The sequence below is a fragment of the Stenotrophomonas sp. YJH_SMC_130 genome, from assembly GCF_059369035.1.
The window spans coordinates 211,435-228,800 of sequence record NZ_JCAFSH010000001.1; the positions used below are offsets into that span (position 1 = coordinate 211,435).

The 17,366-nt window shown below is 67.0% G+C and carries 18 protein-coding genes; 8 read left to right on the plus strand and 10 right to left on the minus strand.

Translation table 11 applies throughout. The features are described from left to right. Window positions 1–37: 37 nt before the first annotated feature. The 7 genes from AC5P5V_RS01105 to AC5P5V_RS01135 form a co-directional block, all read right to left on the minus strand. Complete coding sequence (locus tag AC5P5V_RS01105; protein WP_019659028.1) at window positions 38–490, minus strand: ClpXP protease specificity-enhancing factor; 453 nt, start codon at window positions 488–490, stop codon at window positions 38–40. An 84-nt stretch (window positions 491–574) separates the two neighbouring features. Next, window positions 575–1,210 carry a glutathione S-transferase N-terminal domain-containing protein gene (locus AC5P5V_RS01110; protein WP_005415948.1) on the minus strand — a complete coding sequence of 212 codons (636 nt, stop codon included), beginning with the start codon at window positions 1,208–1,210 and terminating at the stop codon, window positions 575–577. A gap of 134 nt (window positions 1,211–1,344) precedes the next feature. Further along, complete coding sequence (locus AC5P5V_RS01115; protein WP_134969053.1) at window positions 1,345–2,094, minus strand: cytochrome c1; 750 nt, start codon at window positions 2,092–2,094, stop codon at window positions 1,345–1,347. Continuing rightward, window positions 2,087–3,346, minus strand: coding sequence for a cytochrome b (locus tag AC5P5V_RS01120; RefSeq protein ID WP_005408840.1), 1,260 nt, complete (start codon window positions 3,344–3,346; stop codon window positions 2,087–2,089). The genes AC5P5V_RS01115 and AC5P5V_RS01120 overlap by 8 nt, the downstream gene beginning before the upstream one ends. After that, window positions 3,346–3,966 carry a ubiquinol-cytochrome c reductase iron-sulfur subunit gene (gene petA, locus AC5P5V_RS01125; protein WP_004151998.1) on the minus strand — a complete coding sequence of 207 codons (621 nt, stop codon included), beginning with the start codon at window positions 3,964–3,966 and terminating at the stop codon, window positions 3,346–3,348. The genes AC5P5V_RS01120 and petA overlap by 1 nt, the downstream gene beginning before the upstream one ends. 184 nt (window positions 3,967–4,150) lie before the next feature. Next, the gene (locus AC5P5V_RS01130; RefSeq protein ID WP_231352647.1) at window positions 4,151–5,071 is read right to left on the minus strand and encodes a lytic transglycosylase domain-containing protein; all 921 of its coding nucleotides are present in this window, start codon (window positions 5,069–5,071) and stop codon (window positions 4,151–4,153) included. Between the two features lie 45 nt (window positions 5,072–5,116). Further along, on the minus strand, window positions 5,117–6,085 hold the full coding sequence (locus tag AC5P5V_RS01135; RefSeq protein ID WP_231352646.1) for a helix-turn-helix transcriptional regulator: 969 nt from the start codon (window positions 6,083–6,085) through the stop codon (window positions 5,117–5,119). An 80-nt stretch (window positions 6,086–6,165) separates the two neighbouring features. On the opposite strand from AC5P5V_RS01135, the gene AC5P5V_RS01140 reads away from it, so the two are divergent. Both AC5P5V_RS01140 and miaB read left to right on the plus strand, forming a co-directional pair. Continuing rightward, a complete protein-coding gene (locus tag AC5P5V_RS01140; protein ID WP_134969310.1) occupies window positions 6,166–6,786 on the plus strand; it encodes a glutathione S-transferase family protein in 621 nt (206 codons plus the stop codon). Window positions 6,787–6,992: 206 nt separating this feature from the next. After that, entirely contained in the window at window positions 6,993–8,411 is a 1,419-nt protein-coding gene (gene miaB, locus AC5P5V_RS01145; RefSeq protein WP_138952814.1) for a tRNA (N6-isopentenyl adenosine(37)-C2)-methylthiotransferase MiaB, read from the plus strand. 73 nt (window positions 8,412–8,484) lie between these two features. Here miaB and AC5P5V_RS01150 read toward each other — a convergent pair whose 3' ends face one another. The 3 genes from AC5P5V_RS01150 to AC5P5V_RS01160 are packed head-to-tail and all read right to left on the minus strand — an operon-like array spanning window position 8,485 to window position 11,494. After that, on the minus strand, window positions 8,485–9,597 hold the full coding sequence (locus AC5P5V_RS01150) for an ABC transporter permease (protein WP_134969311.1): 1,113 nt from the start codon (window positions 9,595–9,597) through the stop codon (window positions 8,485–8,487). Beyond that, window positions 9,594–10,517: an ABC transporter ATP-binding protein gene (locus tag AC5P5V_RS01155; protein ID WP_134969312.1), complete on the minus strand. Its 924-nt coding sequence runs from the start codon at window positions 10,515–10,517 to the stop codon at window positions 9,594–9,596. Before AC5P5V_RS01155 ends, AC5P5V_RS01150 begins: the two co-directional genes overlap by 4 nt. 20 nt (window positions 10,518–10,537) lie before the next feature. Then, a complete protein-coding gene (locus AC5P5V_RS01160; protein WP_231352645.1) occupies window positions 10,538–11,494 on the minus strand; it encodes an HlyD family secretion protein in 957 nt (318 codons plus the stop codon). 441 nt (window positions 11,495–11,935) lie between these two features. Here AC5P5V_RS01160 and AC5P5V_RS01165 point away from each other — a divergent pair, with 441 nt between their 5' ends. The 6 genes from AC5P5V_RS01165 (at window position 11,936) to AC5P5V_RS01190 (ending at window position 17,306) form a co-directional block, all read left to right on the plus strand. Continuing rightward, entirely contained in the window at window positions 11,936–12,922 is a 987-nt protein-coding gene (locus AC5P5V_RS01165; RefSeq protein ID WP_005415936.1) for a PhoH family protein, read from the plus strand. Next, window positions 12,919–13,404 carry an rRNA maturation RNase YbeY gene (gene ybeY, locus AC5P5V_RS01170; protein WP_049412052.1) on the plus strand — a complete coding sequence of 162 codons (486 nt, stop codon included), beginning with the start codon at window positions 12,919–12,921 and terminating at the stop codon, window positions 13,402–13,404. Before AC5P5V_RS01165 ends, ybeY begins: the two co-directional genes overlap by 4 nt. Window positions 13,405–13,511: 107 nt before the next feature. Then, a complete protein-coding gene (locus tag AC5P5V_RS01175) occupies window positions 13,512–14,078 on the plus strand; it encodes a hypothetical protein (RefSeq protein WP_265329936.1) in 567 nt (188 codons plus the stop codon). Window positions 14,079–14,142: 64 nt separating this feature from the next. Next, entirely contained in the window at window positions 14,143–15,024 is an 882-nt protein-coding gene (locus AC5P5V_RS01180) for a CorC family transporter (RefSeq protein WP_005408827.1), read from the plus strand. After that, window positions 15,021–16,277 carry a lipoprotein N-acyltransferase Lnb domain-containing protein gene (locus tag AC5P5V_RS01185; protein ID WP_231352644.1) on the plus strand — a complete coding sequence of 419 codons (1,257 nt, stop codon included), beginning with the start codon at window positions 15,021–15,023 and terminating at the stop codon, window positions 16,275–16,277. Before AC5P5V_RS01180 ends, AC5P5V_RS01185 begins: the two co-directional genes overlap by 4 nt. A gap of 6 nt (window positions 16,278–16,283) precedes the next feature. After that, entirely contained in the window at window positions 16,284–17,306 is a 1,023-nt protein-coding gene (locus AC5P5V_RS01190) for a magnesium and cobalt transport protein CorA (RefSeq protein WP_061478513.1), read from the plus strand. Window positions 17,307–17,366: the final 60 nt, after the last annotated feature.

Consider the following 17,366-nt stretch of genomic DNA (forward strand, 5'->3'; position numbering starts at 1 on the left):
AAGAAAAACGCCGCCCATCGGGGCGGCGTCGGAATGGTTACTTGACCACGCGCAGGTTCGGGCGGCCCTTCGGCGGCGGGCTGGCCGGCGGCGTATCGTCCGGCGGCGTGCCTTCCTCGTGCAGCAGCTCATCGCTGGTCGGTGCGGTTTCGCTGCCCGGAATGTCATCCGGCAATGCCATGCCCTGCCCCGTCTCGCGGGCGTAGACGGCCAGCACGGCGCTGATCGGCACCTGCACCGGGTAGCTGGTACCGGAGAAGCGCGCCGAGAAGCTGACCATCTCGTTGTCGATCATCAGCCGCACGACAGCACGTTCGGCGATGTTGAGCACGACCCGGCCATCCTTGACCGCCGAAGGCGGGACCTGCACGCCGGGGACGCCGGCGTCGACCAGGATGTGCGGGGTCAGCTGGTTGTCGTTGATCCATTCCACCAGCGCCCGCAGCAGGTACGGGCGGTGGCTGGTCATGTGGAAGAAGTCTTCGGTCATGCGTGAAGTGTACGCGCCCGGCGCCCCGCCGGGGCGGATCGTCTGCACGCCGGTCGGCCTGCAGACGGGTAACGCGGGGCCGGATCAGACCGGCAGATCGCGCAGTTTCTTTTCCTGCTCGGTCAGGCTGCGGACAAATCCCGGATGGCGGAAGATGCGGTTGCCGTAGTCCTCGATCGCCTTGCCATCCTTCGGCAGCGGCACATCCAGCGACTGCAGGCGCCAGATGATCGGCGCCATCGCGCAGTCGGCCAGGCTCATTTCCGGATTGAGGAAGAACTTGCTGGCCTTGAACAGCGGCAGCGAGGCGGTCAGCAGTTCCTTCAGGCGCTTGCGCCCGGCCTCGGCCTGGGTCTTGTTGCCCAGCTGGATGGCCTGCACCTGCGGCACCCAGTCGTGCTCGATGCGCAGCATGGCCAGTCGGATGCGCGCACGCGACAGCGGGTCGACCGGCATCAGTGGCGGATGCGGGTAGCGCTCATCCAGGTACTCGCTGACCACCGATGCGGCGTACAGCACCAGCTCGCGTTCGACCAGGGTCGGCACCGAGTGGTACGGATTGAGGTCGATCAGGTCTTCAGGCGGGTTCTGCGGATCGACCGGAACGAAGTCGAAGGTGACGCCCTTGGCCGCCAGGACCAGGCGTACACGGTGGCACAGTACGTCGTCGTTCGAGGAAAACAGCGTCAGTGTATTGCGCATGCGTACGCTCGCCGCCATCAAAGGCTCTCCCACGACAGGAGACCGCCTGCCGCATCGGCGCCGCCGGCACCGTGCCAGCGGTCGACTCCTCCCCGAGTGTGCAACCGACCATCACAAAAGCCAATAGGCCCATGCGATGGCCGGCGGCAGAATCAGTGAACGTCCTTCCAGTATTCCTTCTTCAGCAGATACAGCAGGAAGGTCAGCAGGGCCAGGAACAGGATCACCCACACGCCCAGCTGCTGGCGCTTGAGTGCGGCCGGTTCGCCGGCGTATTCGAGGAAGTTGGTGATGTCCCGCACGGCCTGGTCGTACTGCCCGGCATCGACCGATCCCGGCGTTTCAATCTTCAGGCCGGTCACCGGCGGGTCCATGCCGGGCGCTTCCGCCTTGCCGCGCACCGCATGCTGCAGCCCCTGCATCTCCCACAGCGGGTTGGGCATGGAGGCGTTGGCGAACAGCGCGTTGTTCCAGCCCAGCGGGCGGCTGCTGTCCAGATAGAACGATTTGAGATAGGTGTAAACCCAGTCACTGCCCCGCACGCGCGAGATCAGGCTGAGATCGGGCGGCATCTTGCCGAACCACTTCTCCGCGTTTTCCTTGGGCATCGCCACCGGGATCGGGTCGCCGATCGCCGAGCCGGTGAAGTTGAGGTTGTTCATCACCTCTTCTTCGGTCAGGCCCAGGTCCTGCGCCATCCGCGAGTAGCGCAGGTACTTCAGCGCATGGCAGCCGGAGCAGTAGTTCATGTACAGCTGCGCACCCCGCTGCAGCGAGGCGCGGTCACCGAGGTCGTTGCCGGCCTGCAGCAGCTTGGTGCCGCCCTCGGCGGCGGAGGCCAGGAAACTGCCCAGCATCAGGGTGGCCGTCAGGGCCAGCCGGACCATCCAGCGCTCAGTCATGCGTGGTCACCCTCTCCGGTACCGGCTTGGTCTTGTCCAACCTTGTCCATAGCGGCATGGTGATGAAGAACGCGAAGTACAGGAAGGTCAGCACCCGCCCGATGTAAGTTTCATGCACGTCGGTGCCCGGGCCGGAGCCGATCACGCCCAGCCACACGAAGCACACCGCCAGCACGCCCAGCATCACCTTCGAGATCCAGCCGCGGTAGCGCACCGACTTCACCCTGGCCTTGTCCAGCCACGGCACCAGGAACAGGATCGCAATGGCCGAGAACATCACCAGCACGCCACCGAGCTTGTTCGGTACCACGCGCAACATCGCGTAGTAAGGCGTGTAGTACCAGACCGGCTTGATGTGTTCGGGGGTCACCAGGCGGTTGGCCTCGGTGAAGTTGTCGTGTTCCAGGAACAGGCCACCGAAGCCAGGTGCGAAGAAGATGATGAAGGCGGCGATGATCAGCAGGAAGCCGGCGCCGACACCATCCTTCAGCGTGTAGTACGGGTGGAACGGAATACCGTCGGCCGGCGCATTCGGCGACCAGCGGTTGCCCTTCGGCCCCTTCTTGATCTCCACGCCATCGGGGTTGTTCGACCCCACTTCGTGCAGCGCGCCCAGATGCAGCACCACCAGCAACAGCAGCACCAGCGGCAGTGCGATGACGTGCAATGCGAAGAAGCGGTTGAGCGTGGCGTCACTGGGCAGGTAGTCGCCCATGATCCATTCGGTCAGGCCGTTGCCGATCACCGGTATCGCGCCGAACAGCGAGATGATCACCTTGGCGCCCCAGAACGACATCTGGCCCCACGGCAGCACATAGCCCATGAAGGCTTCGGCCATCAGCACCAGGTAGATCAGCATGCCCAGGATCCACACCAGCTCGCGCGGCTTCTGGTAGCTGCCGTACAGCAGGCCGCGGAACATGTGCAGGTAGACCACGATGAAGAACAGCGAGGCGCCGGTGGAGTGCATGTAGCGGATCAGCCAGCCCCACTCCACATCACGCATGATGTATTCGATGGAGCCGAACGCCTCCGCGGCGCTGGTCTTGTAGTGCATCGTCAGGAAGATGCCGGTGACGATCTGGTTGACCAGCACCAGCAGTGCCAGCGAGCCGAAGTAGTACCAGATGTTGAAGTTCTTCGGCGCGTAGTACTCGCTGACGTGCTTGCGATAGACCGGCATCAGGCCCGGCGCGCGGGCATTGACCCAGTCGGCGACGCCGCTGGCGGTACGGCTGAGGATATTGGCCATCAGGCAGCCCCCTGCGGATCGACACCGATGATGATGGTGTTGTCGTCCTGGTAGTGGTGCGCGGGCACCTTCAGGTTGATCGGCGCCGGCACATCCTTGAAGACGCGGCCGGACATGTCGAAGCGCGACTTGTGGCAGGGGCAGAAGTAACCGCCCTTCCACTGCGGGTCATAGGGCTCGGGCCGGATCTCGGCGACCATTTCCGGCGAGCAGCCCAGGTGCGTGCACAGGCCGACCAGCACGGAGATGTCCGGCTTGATCGAGCGCAGCTCCGGGTTCTGCTTCAGCACGTAGTCCGGCTGCTGGTCCTTCTCGCCGGACTCGGGGTCCTTGAGGCGGCCATCCAGCCCGTGCAGTGCATCCAGGATCGCCTTGGACCGCTTGACGATCCAGATCGGCTGGCCACGCCACTCCACGATCAGCCGTTGGCCTTCCTGCAGGGCGCTGATGTCGGCCACGACCGGTGCACCGGCAAGCTTGGCACGGGCACTGGGATTCCAGGATTTGATGAAAGGAACGGCGGTGAATCCGACGCCGACGGCGCCAACCACAGCAGTGGTGGCAGAAAGAAAACGCCGACGTCCGGTGTTGACTGGATCGTGTACCCCATCGTTGGCCATCCGGCACTCCGATATTGATTAGGTAGCTTTAAGGCTGCCAGCGGATCCGGTGGGGGCCAGAGCCGCATTGAATCATGGGCGAGTGTAGCGGAACCGTCGCGCGCCACACAACGCTCTTTGCAAGGAGTGCCGACTGACAGTCGGCACCCACCTGTTCAAGGGAGTGCCGACCAACGGTCGGCACCTACTGGTGACTCAGGGCGGTGCGGTAACGCTCGGCCAGCTGCCCGACCCGGCGCACGTAGTACTGGGTCTCGCTGTAGGGCGGCACGCCACCGTGGCGGTCGACCGCGCCTTCGCCGGCGTTGTAGCCGGCCGCAGCCAGGGTCAGGTCGCCATTGAAGCGCTTCAGCAACCACGCAAGATACTGCACACCACCACGGATGTTCTGCGCGGCATCGTAGGAATCGCTGACCCCGAAGCGGGCCGCGGTCGGCGGCATCAGCTGCATCAGGCCCTGCGCGCCGGCGCGGCTGAGCGCGGTCGGGTTGTAGGCCGATTCGGCGTGGATGATGGCACGCACCACGGCCTCCTCGACGCCGAACTCGCGTGCCGCCGAGGTGATCTCGGTCTGGAACGCGGTGGTGTTCAGGCGCACCGAACCGAAGTCCACGCGCGGGTTGACGCCGCACGCGTAGCAGCGCTCCATGAAACTGTAGCGGATGGTGCGCACCGGACCGAGGTTGGCCACCTGGGTCGGCCGCGCACTGGTGTAGTGGCGCACCCCATCCTTCATGAAGGAATAGACCTGGCCGCTGACCATCCGCCCGGCCCGCGAGGCCGTCGGTGCCGCGGCAGGCGCGGGTGCAGCAGGCGTCGGCACGACCGCAGCGGGCGCAGCAGCGCTGGCCGCCACAGCGACCGGATTGCGTTCGATGCTGGCCACCGAGGTCGGCGCAGGCTTCGGTGCGGCCACCACGGGGCGCGGTGCCGGGCGGGTATCGCGGCTGTAGCTGATGCTGCTGCAGCGCGCGCCGGCCACTCGCTTGCTCACGTAGCTGGTGACTCCGTCGCCGCCCTGGCACTTGTACAGGGTGCCGGCGCTGGCCGGCGCAGCGGTCAGCGCAGCGATGATGATCGCCGTTGTCCCCAGTATCCCCTTCATGCCGCGAGTGTCCCAGCTTCGCCGGGGCTTGCCAAGCGACGCGGCTCAGCCTGTGACCGGTGGCACAGCCAGCACCTGGCCCAATCCGGCCAAACGCTGTGCCAGCTCATCGCGCAGGCCCGGCGGTGTGGTCCACAACGCCACCGGCACCCGGTCCAGGCTGAGGATCTGCGCCAGCATCATGCCGCCGCTCTCGGCGCCCATGCGCAACAGGCAATGGTCGGCGCCATCAGCCTCCAGCACACCACACCACGGCGGGATGCGCCCTTCCAGCTCGGTGCGGCTGCCGGCCAGGCGGACGATGGCCTGCAGTGCGAAGGGCGCCTGGCTGACCGCCTGCCGCACCATCACGTCCGGGGGCACGGGCGTGCGTCGATGCATGCCCGGCCCGGCGCATTCGCGCACCGCGCCCATCCGGTCCACGCGCAGGGTGCGCCAGTCCTGCCGGCCCAGGTCCCAGGCCAGCAGGTACCAGCGCCGCCCGTAGTTGACCAGGTGCTGCGCCTCGACCTCGCGCTGGGTCACCGCCTCCTGCGCACTGCGGTACTCGAAGGCCAGCCGTGACGCCTGCCGGCAATGCTGGGCCAGCCGTCCCAGAAGGCGTGCGTCGGTGGAGGGAAGGTCGGACAGGGTGGCCGTCGCCGCATGCACCTCGCCGGCCTGCTGGCGGCGGCGGGTCGGTACCAGCGGGTCGAGCTTGGACAACAGGCCCCGCGCGGTGTCGTCGATGCCGGCGACGGACGCGGACGCGGCACGCAGGGCGATGGCCAGGGTGGTCGCCTCCTCCTCGTCCAGCAGCATCGGCAGCACCGGCGCCCCAGCCCCGAGCTGATAGCCGCCGCCGACCCCCGAGGAGGCCCGCACCGGATAGCCCAGTTCGCGCAGGCGTTCGATATCACGGCGGATGCTGCGCCGGTCCACGCCCATGCGCTCGGCCAGCTCAGCCCCGGACCACTGGCGGCGGGCCTGCAGCAGGGCGATCAGGCGCAGCAGTCGATGGGCGGTATGGCGCATGAAGAATCGAGGACAGAAGTCGTCCGCAATGGTGCCCCAGGATGGCTTCCAGTTCACCACCCACCGCAAGGAGCAATGCCATGACCTCACGCCAGATCACCCTGTACCACGCTGCCCGATCCCGCTCGAGCGGCGCCGTGGCCCTGCTCGAAGCGCTGGGTGCCGACTACCGCATGCAGGTGCTGGACCTGAAGGCCGGCGCCAACCTGGCCCCGGCCTATCTGGCCATCAACCCGATGGGCAAGGTGCCGGCCATCGTCCACAACGGCGCGCTGGTGACCGAACAGGTGGCCATTTATCTGTACCTGGCCGACCTGTATCCGGAAGCCGGGCTGGCGCCGCCGATCGGCGACGCCCTGCGCGGGCCCTACCTGCGCTGGATGGCCTTCTACGGTGCCTGTTTCGAGCCGGCGATGATCGACAAGGCGATGCACCGCGAGCCGCCGCCGCGCATGATGTCGCCGTACAACGACGCCGAGACCGTGCTGCAGGTGGTCGAGGCCCAGCTGGCACAGGGTCCCTACCTGCTCGGCGAGACGATGAGTGCCGCCGACGTGCTGTGGGGCAATGCGCTGGCCTGGACCACGGCCTTCGGCCTGGTGCAGCCTGCGCCGGCCACGGCTGATTACATCGCACGGATGAGCGCGATGACCGCCTTCGACCGTTCGCGGCAGATCGATGCGGAGCTGGCGGCGGCATAAGCAGCGCCGGAGCAGCGCCGGCCGGCTTTCCTTGTAGAGCCGAGCCCACGCTCGGCTGGCTTCAGTAGAGCCAGGCCATGCCAGGCTGCCCCATGGGAAGCGGGAAGAGCAGCCGAGCGTGGGCTCGGCTCTACAAGGGCGCGGCGGCTGGCGCGGGATGCGGGTAGAATTGCCCGCTTTCCCGCCACCCGAATGGATTAAGCGCCATGACCGGGACGCCAGACGTCTTTCCGCCCGCCACCCCGGGCGGTACCCCGCTCGTTGCCCTGCCCGCTGGTCCGCGCAAGCCCGACCAGGTCAAGGGCAAGCTGTACATCAAGACCCACGGTTGCCAGATGAACGAGTACGACTCGGCCAAGATGGCCGACGTGCTTGCCGCCAGCGATGGCCTGGAACTGACCGACAGCCCGGACGATGCCGACGTCATCCTGGTCAACACCTGCTCCATCCGCGAGAAGGCGCAGGAGAAGGTGTTCAGCCAACTCGGCGTGTGGAAGGGCCTGAAGAACAAGGGCCGCGAGGTCATCATCGGCGTGGGCGGCTGCGTTGCCTCGCAGGAAGGCGAAGCGATCATCAAGCGCGCCCCGTTCGTGGACCTCGTGTTCGGCCCGCAGACCCTGCATCGCCTGCCGGAACTGATCCGCGCGCGGCGCGAGCAGAAGCGCCCGCAGGTGGACATCAGCTTCCCCGAGATCGAGAAGTTCGACCGCCTGCCCGAGCCACGCGCCGAAGGTGCCTCGGCGTTCGTGTCGATCATGGAAGGCTGTTCCAAGTACTGCTCGTTCTGCGTGGTGCCCTACACCCGTGGCACCGAAGTCAGCCGCCCGTTCGAGGACGTGGTGGTGGAAGTGGCGCAGCTCGCCGCGCAGGGCGTGCGCGAGATCAACCTGCTCGGCCAGAACGTCAACGCCTATCGCGGCCCGTATGGAGACGGTGAGTTTGCCGACCTCGGCCTGCTGATCCGCACCATCGCCGAGATCGATGGGGTCGGCCGCATCCGCTTCACCACCTCGCACCCGCTCGAGTTCAGCGATTCGCTGATCGATGCGTTCCGCGACGTTCCGCAGCTGGCCAACTTCCTGCACCTGCCGGTGCAGGCCGGCAGCGACCGCGTGCTGTCGGCGATGAAGCGCGGCTACACCGCGCTGGAATTCAAGTCGAAGATCCGCAAGCTGCGCGCGGTGCGCCCGGACATTTCAATCAGCTCGGACTTCATCGTCGGTTTCCCCGGCGAGACCGATGCCGACTTCGAGAAGACCATGAAGCTGATCGAAGACATCGGCTTCGACCACAGTTTCTCCTTCATCTATTCGCGTCGACCGGGTACACCGGCGGCTGATCTGGAGGACACGATCAGCGATGCCGAGAAGCACGCCCGCCTGTCGCGCCTGCAGGAGCGCATCAATGCGCACGCCGCCAGCATCTCGCAGAAGATGGTTGGTACCGTGCAGACCGTGCTAGTGGAAGGGCCATCGCGCAAGAATCCGAACGAACTGACCGGCAAGACCGAGAACATGCGGTCGGTGAATTTCCCGGCGCCTGCGCGCCTTATCGGGCAGTTCGTGGATGTGGTGATCACCGAAGCGCTGACCAACTCGCTGCGTGGGCGCGTGGTGGCGGAATAAGGTGTGCCGACCAACGGTCGGCACCTACCGGAAATGATGCCGGCCAGCGGCCGGCACTACCGAATGACGGGCCTCAATCCAATCGCTTGCGGAAACGCAGGATCGCCAACGTCATCATCACCACGATGAAGGCCAGCAGCGCCAGCGCGTCGTGCCATAGCTCCCACAGCGAGGCGCCGCGCAGCATGATGCCGCGCACCAGGCGCAGGAAGTGGGTCAGCGGCAGCACCTCGGCCAGCCACTGCACCGGCCGCGGCATGCCGGCGAACGGGAACATGAAACCCGACAGCAGGATCGACGGCAGGAACAGGAACAGCGTCATCTGCATCGCCTGGAACTGCGAACGCGCGCGCGTGGAGATCAGCAGGCCCAGCGCCAGGTTGGCCAGCACCAGCAGCACCGCGGCCAGGTAGATGTCCAGCAGGCTGCCGCGGATCGGCACCTGGAACAGCCAGGTACCCAGCGCCAGCACCAGGGTGGTCTGCAGCAGGCCGATCGCTGCATAGGGCAGCACCTTGCCGACCATCAGTTCGCTGCGCGATACCGGCGTGGCGATCAGCAGTTCCATGTTGCCGCGCTCGCGCTCGCGTACCACCGCCACCGCCGTGAACATCACCAGGGTCATGGTCAGGATCACCCCGATCAGGCCGGGCACGATGTTCACCGCCGAGCGCCGTTGCGGGTTGTAGAAACTGGTCACGCTGACCTGGCCACTGGCAATGCTGCCTTCGCGCAACGGCCGCGTATTGCTGGTCGGGCGCGTATCCAGTGGCACCTGCGCCAGCTGGATCGCCGCACTCTGCACCACGGTATCGCTGCCATCGACCAGCACCTGTACCGCTTCGCGTCCATCGAAGCGGCGACGCTCGAAGTCGGCCGGCACCACGATGCCGACGCTGATCTCGCCGCGGCGCAGCGCCTGCATCAGCTGGCCCGGGCTGTACGCTTCAGTACGCGGCGTGATCACCCCGGTGGCGACCATGTCCTGCACCAGCGCGCGTGAGGCGGCGCTGTTGGCCTGGTCGGCGATACCCGCATCGAGGTGGCGCAGGTTGAGATTGATCGCATAGCCGAACAGCAGCAGCTGCATCACCGGAATGCCGACGATCATCGCCAGCGTGACGCGGTCGCGGCGCAGCTGCCGCAGCTCCTTGAGCATGATCGCCCACAGCCTGCGCAGGTTCATGCCGCTGGCTCCCTGCCACGGCCACGGGTGGCGGCCACGAACACGTCCTCCAGGTTCGGTGCCACGCTTTCGATATGCGCTTGCGGGTCGGCGCTGGCCAGCGCGCGCCGCAGCGCCGCGACATCCGCTGCGCCTTCGTTGCACAGCACGCGCAGATGGGTGCCGATCTGCGCCACGCTCAGCACGCCGGGCAGCTCGGCCAGCACGCGGCTGGCCTGGCGTGGCTGCGATGACGTGACCTGCAGCGTTCGTCCTTGCAGCCGTGAACAGAGCTCGGCCGGCGTGCCGTCGGCCACCAGTGCGCCGCGATCAAGGATCGCCAGGCGATGGCAGCGCTCGGCTTCGTCCATGTAATGGGTCGACACCAGCACCGTGGTTCCCGCGTCGGCCAGTTCGAACAGGGCCTCCCAGAAATCGCGGCGCGACTCGGGATCGACCGCGCTGGTCGGCTCGTCCAGGAACAGCAGTTCGGGCGAATGCACCACGGCGCCGGCCAGGGCCAGGCGCTGCTTCTGTCCACCACTGAGCGTACCGGCCAGCTGCGGCTGCCGGTCCTGCAACCGGTACTGCTGCAGCAGCGCATCGACCCGTTGCCGGGCCTGGTTGCGCGGCAGGTCCTGGATGGCGGCGAGGAATTCCAGGTTCTCGCGTACCGACAGGTCTTCGTACAGCGAGAAGCGCTGGGTCATGTAGCCGATGCGCCGGCGCAGTGCTTCGGCCTGCTCGGGAACCGCCAGGCCCAGCACCTCGATCTGCCCCGCACTGGGTTCCAGCAGGCCGCACAGCATGCGGATGGTGGTCGACTTGCCTGACCCGTTCGGGCCCAGGAAGCCGTACACCTGCCCGCGCGGGACGGTCAGGTCGACCGTGTCCACGGCCAGCAGTTCACCGAAGCGGCGGGTCAGGCCCTGCGCATGCACCGCGATGTCCGCACCGGTGTTCAGAAGCGCACCTGCACCGGCAGTCCGGCCGGAAGCGTCTGCATGTCGCTGGCTGCATCCACTTCGATCTCGGCGAGGTAGCTCAGGCGCTCGACGTCATCGCCGGTCAGTGCGTAGTACGGGGTGAATGAAGGCTCGCTGCGGATCGCGCGCACATGGCCCTTCAGTACGGTGCCCCCTCCCTCCAGCTGTATCTGCGCCGGCTGACCGACCTTGACCTGCAGGCGCAGCGGCTGCGGCAGGTAGACGCGCGCATAGGGGCGCTCGCCGACCAGCATCACCGCCAGCGGCGCCCCGATCGGTGCCTGGTCACCCTGCCGGTAGGGCAAGGCATCGATCACGCCATCGCGCGGTGCGCGCAGCTGCAGCTTCTGCAGGTTGACGCCCTGCACCACCTGCTGCGCCTGTGCGGCGTCGGCGGCCGCCTGGCCCTGGGCGATGTCCTGCGCGCGACTGCCGTGCACCCGTTCCAGCCAGGCCTGCTCGGCGGCACGCACGCTGGCCGCGGCATTGCCGGCGGCCGCCCGTGCACGGTCCAGCTCGGCGGCGGCGATCAGGCGCTGGCGTGCCAATGGTTGCACCCGACGATAGTAGGCAGTGGCTTCAGCAGACTGCGCGCGCAACGCGGCCAGTTGTGCCCGGGCCTGTGCTATCTGTTCCTGGCGCGGGCCGAGCTTCAGCTCTTCCAGCTGGGCCTGCGCGCGCGCCGTGTCGGCCTGCGCCGCCGCGAACTGCGCGTCGCCGCGGGCGGGATCGAGCTGCATCAGCACGGCCCCGGCCTTGACCCGCTGGCCCTCGCGCACCTCCACCGTGGCGATCACCTCGGCCGCCGGCGCCGGCACCGTGATCCGGTCCCACTCCAGCGTGCCCAGCGCCGTTGGCGTTGACTGCCCACAGCCCGCCAGCAGGCCGATGCCCGCCAGTCCGAGTCCACGCATCCCGTTGCCGATGCCCATGCCATCCCCTCCTGCGACGGCGACACGGTGCCACCTGCCCCGTGCACCTTCAATGATTCCGATCAGCCCTGACGGTTTTTTCGCCACGCGCGGGCAAGCCTTTTGCTGCAAGGTTCCTCGCCACCTATCCACAGCTTGATTCAGCATCATTCCACAGCCGGTGTGGAGAACCGGACGGGGGCGGCCGTACTGGCTGCCTGGCAACGGAAGATGCGCTGCCGTCACAGGCGCCGGCCGACCGTGACGGTTTTTTCACCACCACCTCATACGCCTTGTGGCACAAGCACTGCGAAGGCCTATCCACAGCTTTTCGCGCCCCCCGTCCACACCGGGTGTGGAAAACCGCGTATCGGCCCGCCGCTGGCCGCATGCCCGGTACGCGCGTAACCTTGTCACCCCGAGTCCATCGCGGTGGACGGCGACCCCGCCCCACCCCAAGCAATGAAAAGCATCGATCATCGAGACTTCACCCTGTCGCCGGAAGACAACGAGCGACTGGCCAACCTGTGCGGCCCCTTCGATGGGCACCTGCGCCAGATCGAGCTGAAGCTCGGCGTGGAGATCGCCAATCGTGGCTTCGTGTTCCGCATCAGCGGGCCCAACGAAGCCATCGTCGAGGCGCAGAAGCTGGTTGAAGCGCTGTACGCCGAAGCCGGCGAAACCACCTTCGACAACCACGCCATCCACCTGCGCCTGGCGCAGGCCAACGTCGAGCAGATCGCCGAACGCTCCTACGAAGCGCAGGACGTGGCGATCAAGGTCAAGCGCGGCACGGTACGTGGCCGCGGCGCCAACCAGGGCCGCTACCTGCACCAGATCGCCACGCATGACATCAACTTCGGCATCGGCCCGGCCGGAACCGGCAAGACCTTCCTGGCCGTGGCCAGCGCGGTCGAAGCACTGAACGAGTCGCGGGTGCAGCGCCTGATCCTGGTGCGCCCGGCGGTGGAAGCCGGCGAGAAGCTGGGCTTCCTGCCCGGCGACCTGAGCCAGAAGGTCGACCCTTACCTGCGACCGCTGTACGACGCCCTGTACGAGATGATGGGCGTGGAGAAGGTGGTCAAGCTGCTGGAGAAGAACGTCATCGAGATCGCGCCGCTGGCCTACATGCGCGGCCGCACGCTCAACGATGCGTTCGTGATCCTGGACGAGGCGCAGAACACCACCATCGAGCAGATGAAGATGTTCCTGACCCGCCTGGGCTACGGCTCCACCGCGGTGGTCACCGGTGACCTGACCCAGACCGACCTGCCCAAGCACGTGAAATCCGGCCTGCGCGATGCCATCGATGTGCTGCGCGAGGTCGAGGGCGTCAGCTTCACCTTCTTCGAATCCCGCGACGTGGTCCGGCATCCGCTGGTGGCGCGCATCGTCAGCGCCTACGACCGCCGCGACCTGCATCAGATCCAGCCTGGAGCAACGCCATGACCCGTGGTCCCGTGCGACTGGACGTCGCCGTCAGTTATGCCCTGCCGCGTACCGGGCTGCCGGCGGCAGTGAGCTTCCGCAAGTGGGTGGCCGCTGCGTTGAAGGGCCGCATCCGCGAGGCCGACCTGGCCATCCGCGTGGTCGATGCCAAGGAGGGGCAATCGCTGAACCGCCATTACCGCGGCAAGGATTACGCCACCAACGTGCTCAGCTTCCCGGCCGAAGTGCCCGAAGGCCTGCCCAAGGGCGTCAAGTTCCCGCTGCTGGGTGACCTGGTGATCTGCGCACCGGTGGTGGCGCGCGAAGCCGACGAACAGGGCAAGGCGCTCAACGCCCATTACGCGCACCTGACCGTGCACGGCGTGCTGCACCTGCTTGGCTGGGACCACGAGGACGACAAGGAGGCCGAGGCGATGGAACAGCTGGAACGGGAGATCCTGGCCGAGCTCGGCATCGCCGATCCCTACGCCGGCGAGCGCTGACGGCCTATGCAGCCGCGCCTACGCTCGGCTCCAATGCATCGCCCCCGCAAACCTGACCGAAATGCAGCCGAGCATGGGCTCGGCTCTACAACGGGAATTTCCTTGTGCTGCTGCGTATTGCCGTGCCCCTGCTGCTCGTCGCGTCCGCCCCGGCCGCTGCCTTGGATCTGCCGGCCCTGATCGAATGCCGCCAGGGTGTGGCCGAGCAGGCCGCGCTGGCGCCCCTGCTGGCTGATCCACTGAAAGCCGTCGCCCACGGCCTGCAGCCGCTGCCCCAGGGCAACCAGTTCATGAGCGAGTACCGCCTGGCCCAGCCGATCAGCGTGTTCGGCGTGACCACCGAACGGGTGGCGGTGGCCGGCGCCAGCATCATGGCCGTCCTCGACCAGGCCGACCCACGCCCGCTGGCCAAGCGCCTGGCGCTGGAGACCGGCTACGACCAGGACGGCAAGTTCATGGCCGGCCGCGAGCTGGTCAGCCGCGACGTGACCGACCCGAAGACCGGCGAGGCCCAGATCGAGTCGATCATCCTCAGCGTGTCCACCGTGACCTCCCATCCGGGGAAAACGCTGGCCGGCTGTACCTACAGCCTGGACCTGCCTGAAGAAGAAGCCCCTGCCCGGCCTGAACTGGCCCCGCCGCCGATCACCGGACCGGGCAGCGACGGTCACTGACAGGCCGCCACATCCTGCTAGACTTGGGCCAACGCCCGGCCTGCCGGGTGCCTTTTTTCCAGAGATGTCAGAAGACGACAGTAGTAGCTCCCCTGCGGAGCACAGTGAAAAGAAGCGCGGTTGGCTTGAACGCCTGACCTCGGCCTTCTCCGGCGAACCCCACACCCGCGACGAGCTGGTCGCTGTCCTGCACACCGCGCAGGAAGAGGGTCTGATCGCCGCCGATACCCTGAAGATGATGGAAGGCGCCATTTCGGTGGCCGAGCTGACCGTGGGCGACGTGATGATCTCGCGCTCGCAGATGGTCTCGCTGCCGGTCGAAGCGCCCTTCCTGGAACTGATGAAGCAGGTGGTCGAATCGGGCCATTCGCGCTTCCCGGTGCACGGCGAGAACAAGGACGACATCCTTGGCATCCTGCTGGCCAAGGACCTGCTGCGCGGCGTGGTCGCCGACAACGGCCCGGCCAACGTACGCGAGCTGCTGCGCCCGGCGGTGCTGATCCCGGAGGCGAAGAAGCTGAACGTGCTCCTGAAGGAGTTCCGCCTGTCGCGCAACCACATGGCCATCGTGGTCGACGAGTACGGCGGTGTCGCCGGCCTGGTCACCATCGAGGACGTCCTGGAGCAGATCGTCGGCGAGATCGACGACGAGCACGACGAGGCCGAGGATCCGTCCGCGCAGATCGCCATCCAGTCCGACGGCCAGTACGTGGTCGACGCGCTGACCCCGATCGGCGACTTCAACGAGCGCTTCGGCGCGACGTTCTCCGACGAGGACTACGACACCATCGGTGGCCTGGTCACCGAGGCCGTGGGCCATCTGCCGGAAGTCGGCGATGAGCTGGCGCTGGACCGCTTCATGTTCCGCGTGGCCCGCGCCGATGCGCGCCGGGTGCAGGCCTTCCACGTGACCGTGCTGCCGCCGGACGCGCAGGACGACGCTTGAAGCGCCGCGGTCTGATCCTCACGGCGTGGCTGGCACTGTGTGTGCTGGCCATGACCATGGCCCTGCCACTGGCCGCCTTCGCGCAGCCGGCGGCAGCCGTGCCCGCACCTGCCACCGCCAACGCCGAGGCCCCGGTCCCGCGTATCGGCGTGGTGACCATGCAGCCGGGCACCGTGTTCTTCGAACGCTTCGGGCATGACGCCATCGTCGTGGTCGATCCGGCCAGTGGCGAAGCGACATCGTACAACTTCGGCTACTTCGATCCGTCCGAGGACGACTTCATCAGCCGCTTCGTGCGCGGCGACATGATGTATTACCTGGTGGCGCTACCGCTGCAGCAGGACCTGTCGTACTACGACGAGACCGGCCGCGGTGCCAGCGTGCAGTGGCTGGACCTGCGCCCCGACCAGGCGCGTGCCCTGGCCGCTGACCTGGCCGAGCGGGCCAAGCCGGAAAACGCGCGCTACCACTACGACTACTACACCGCCAACTGCGCCACGATGGTACGCGACACGGTGGACAAGGCGCTGGGCGGCGGCCTGCAGTCGCAGCTGTCGGGGCGTTCGCGCGGCAACACCTACCGCAGCGAGTCGGTGCGCCTGGCCTCGCCCGCCCCGTGGATGTGGCTGGGCTTCGATGTCGGCCTGGGGCCGTTCGCCGACCAGCCGCTGTCGCGCTGGCAGGAAGCGTTCGTGCCGATGCGCCTGGCCGATGCGCTGCGCCAGGCACGCAACAGTGATGGCCGGCCGCTGGTGCAGTCCGAACAGGAACTGCTGCCGCACCGCATCGATCCGGAGCCGAAGGAGTTCGCGCGTCGCTGGTGGCCGTGGCTGCTGCTTGGTCTGGCCGTGGCCGGCGGCGTGCTGGTGCTGCGCAACCGCCCGCGCCTGCTGGCCGGGCTGGCCCTGCCGTTCTGGCTGTTGTGCGCCATCGCCGGCAGCCTGCTGGTGTTCCTCTGGGGCTTCAGCACCCACTACGCCGCCTGGGCCAACCGCAATCTGCTGCTGCTTTCGCCGGTGGCCGTGCTGCTGCTGCCCGGAGCAATCCGCCTGCTGCGCCGGCGCGTGCCGGGCCGCATGTTCAGGGTCGTGCTGTGGCTGCTGGCAGTGCAGGCCGTGGCGGCACTGGTGCTGCACTGGCTGAGCCTGCAGGCGCAGTACAACGTGCAGTGGATCGTGCTGCTGCTGCCCGTCCACGTCGCGCTGGCGTGGGTACTGGGGCGCCATCCTCACTTGTCCGAAACACGGCGCTGACGCACGATGGCGGGCATGTCATTGCCCGCCTCCGCTTCCGCCCCGGCTTCAGCCAACCCCGCCTGCGTCATCAACTGCGTCCACTACGATGACGAGGGCAAACGCCACGACATCACCCTGGACGCCATCAGCGATGTCATTGCCAGTGGCAATGGCTTCGTCTGGGTCGGCCTGTACGACCCCAACGACGATGTGCTGCTGAAACTGCAGGAGGAATTCTGCCTGCACGACCTGGCCATCGAGGATGCGCGCAACGCGCACCAGCGGCCCAAGGTCGAGACCTACGGCAATTCGATGTTCGTGGTGGTGACCACCGCGCAGATGGTCGACGAGCGCATCCAGTATGGCGAAACCCATGCCTTCCTCGGCCCGCGCTTCCTGGTAACGGTGCGCCACGGCGCCTCGCTGTCCTACGCGCCGGTACGTGCTCGGGTCGAGCGTGAGCCGCAGCTGCTGAAGATGGGCCCGTCGTACTGCCTGTACGCGGTGACCGACTTCGTGGTCGACAATTACCTGCCGATCGTGCACCGCTTCCGCGACACCCTGGACCTGCTGGAAAAGGACATCTTCGCCGAGAACTACAAGCGCAGCACCGTGGTGCGCCTGTACGAGCTCAAGCGCGAACTGAACAAGATGCGGATGGCGGTGGCGCCGCTGCAGGATGTGCTGGCCCAGCTGCGCCGTTACCAGGGCGAGCTGGTTCCGGACGAAGTGAAGCTGTACATCCGTGACGTGCACGACCACGCGGTACGCATCAGCGATGTGATCGACACCCTGCGCGAGATGCTGGGCACCGCGCTCAGCGTGAACCTGTCGCTGGTGACGCTGGCGCAGGGCGAGACGGTCAAGCGCCTCGGTGCGTGGGCTGCGCTGCTGGCGGCACCGACGCTGATCACCAGCTGGTACGGGATGAACTTCAGCCACATGCCGGAGCTGAGCCAACCGTGGGCCTACCCACTGATGATCGTTGGCGTGGGCGGCGTCTGCGTGGGCCTGTACCGGTTGTTCAAGCGTTCGGGCTGGCTGTAGCGCGTACGCAACCCTCTTCTTGTAGAGCCGAGCCCATGCTCGGCTGGCTGTTTGGCGCAT

What these genes read in the sequence shown, in the direction of transcription:
- AC5P5V_RS01130 (WP_231352647.1), bottom strand. Translation starts at nt 5,071, where the DNA reads ATGAAGGGGATACTGGGGACAACGGCGATCATCATCGCTGCGCTGACC.
- AC5P5V_RS01115 (WP_134969053.1), bottom strand. Translation starts at nt 2,094, where the DNA reads ATGACTGAGCGCTGGATGGTCCGGCTGGCCCTGACGGCCACCCTGATG.
- AC5P5V_RS01190 (WP_061478513.1), top strand. Translation starts at nt 16,284, where the DNA reads ATGGCGGGCATGTCATTGCCCGCCTCCGCTTCCGCCCCGGCTTCAGCC.
- AC5P5V_RS01110 (WP_005415948.1), bottom strand. Translation starts at nt 1,210, where the DNA reads ATGGCGGCGAGCGTACGCATGCGCAATACACTGACGCTGTTTTCCTCG.
- AC5P5V_RS01105 (WP_019659028.1), bottom strand. Translation starts at nt 490, where the DNA reads ATGACCGAAGACTTCTTCCACATGACCAGCCACCGCCCGTACCTGCTG.
- AC5P5V_RS01160 (WP_231352645.1), bottom strand. Translation starts at nt 11,494, where the DNA reads ATGGGCATCGGCAACGGGATGCGTGGACTCGGACTGGCGGGCATCGGC.
- AC5P5V_RS01135 (WP_231352646.1), bottom strand. Translation starts at nt 6,085, where the DNA reads ATGCGCCATACCGCCCATCGACTGCTGCGCCTGATCGCCCTGCTGCAG.
- AC5P5V_RS01180 (WP_005408827.1), top strand. Translation starts at nt 14,143, where the DNA reads ATGTCAGAAGACGACAGTAGTAGCTCCCCTGCGGAGCACAGTGAAAAG.
- AC5P5V_RS01165 (WP_005415936.1), top strand. Translation starts at nt 11,936, where the DNA reads ATGAAAAGCATCGATCATCGAGACTTCACCCTGTCGCCGGAAGACAAC.
- AC5P5V_RS01150 (WP_134969311.1), bottom strand. Translation starts at nt 9,597, where the DNA reads ATGAACCTGCGCAGGCTGTGGGCGATCATGCTCAAGGAGCTGCGGCAG.
- ybeY (WP_049412052.1), top strand. Translation starts at nt 12,919, where the DNA reads ATGACCCGTGGTCCCGTGCGACTGGACGTCGCCGTCAGTTATGCCCTG.
- AC5P5V_RS01140 (WP_134969310.1), top strand. Translation starts at nt 6,166, where the DNA reads ATGACCTCACGCCAGATCACCCTGTACCACGCTGCCCGATCCCGCTCG.
- AC5P5V_RS01120 (WP_005408840.1), bottom strand. Translation starts at nt 3,346, where the DNA reads ATGGCCAATATCCTCAGCCGTACCGCCAGCGGCGTCGCCGACTGGGTC.
- miaB (WP_138952814.1), top strand. Translation starts at nt 6,993, where the DNA reads ATGACCGGGACGCCAGACGTCTTTCCGCCCGCCACCCCGGGCGGTACC.
- petA (WP_004151998.1), bottom strand. Translation starts at nt 3,966, where the DNA reads ATGGCCAACGATGGGGTACACGATCCAGTCAACACCGGACGTCGGCGT.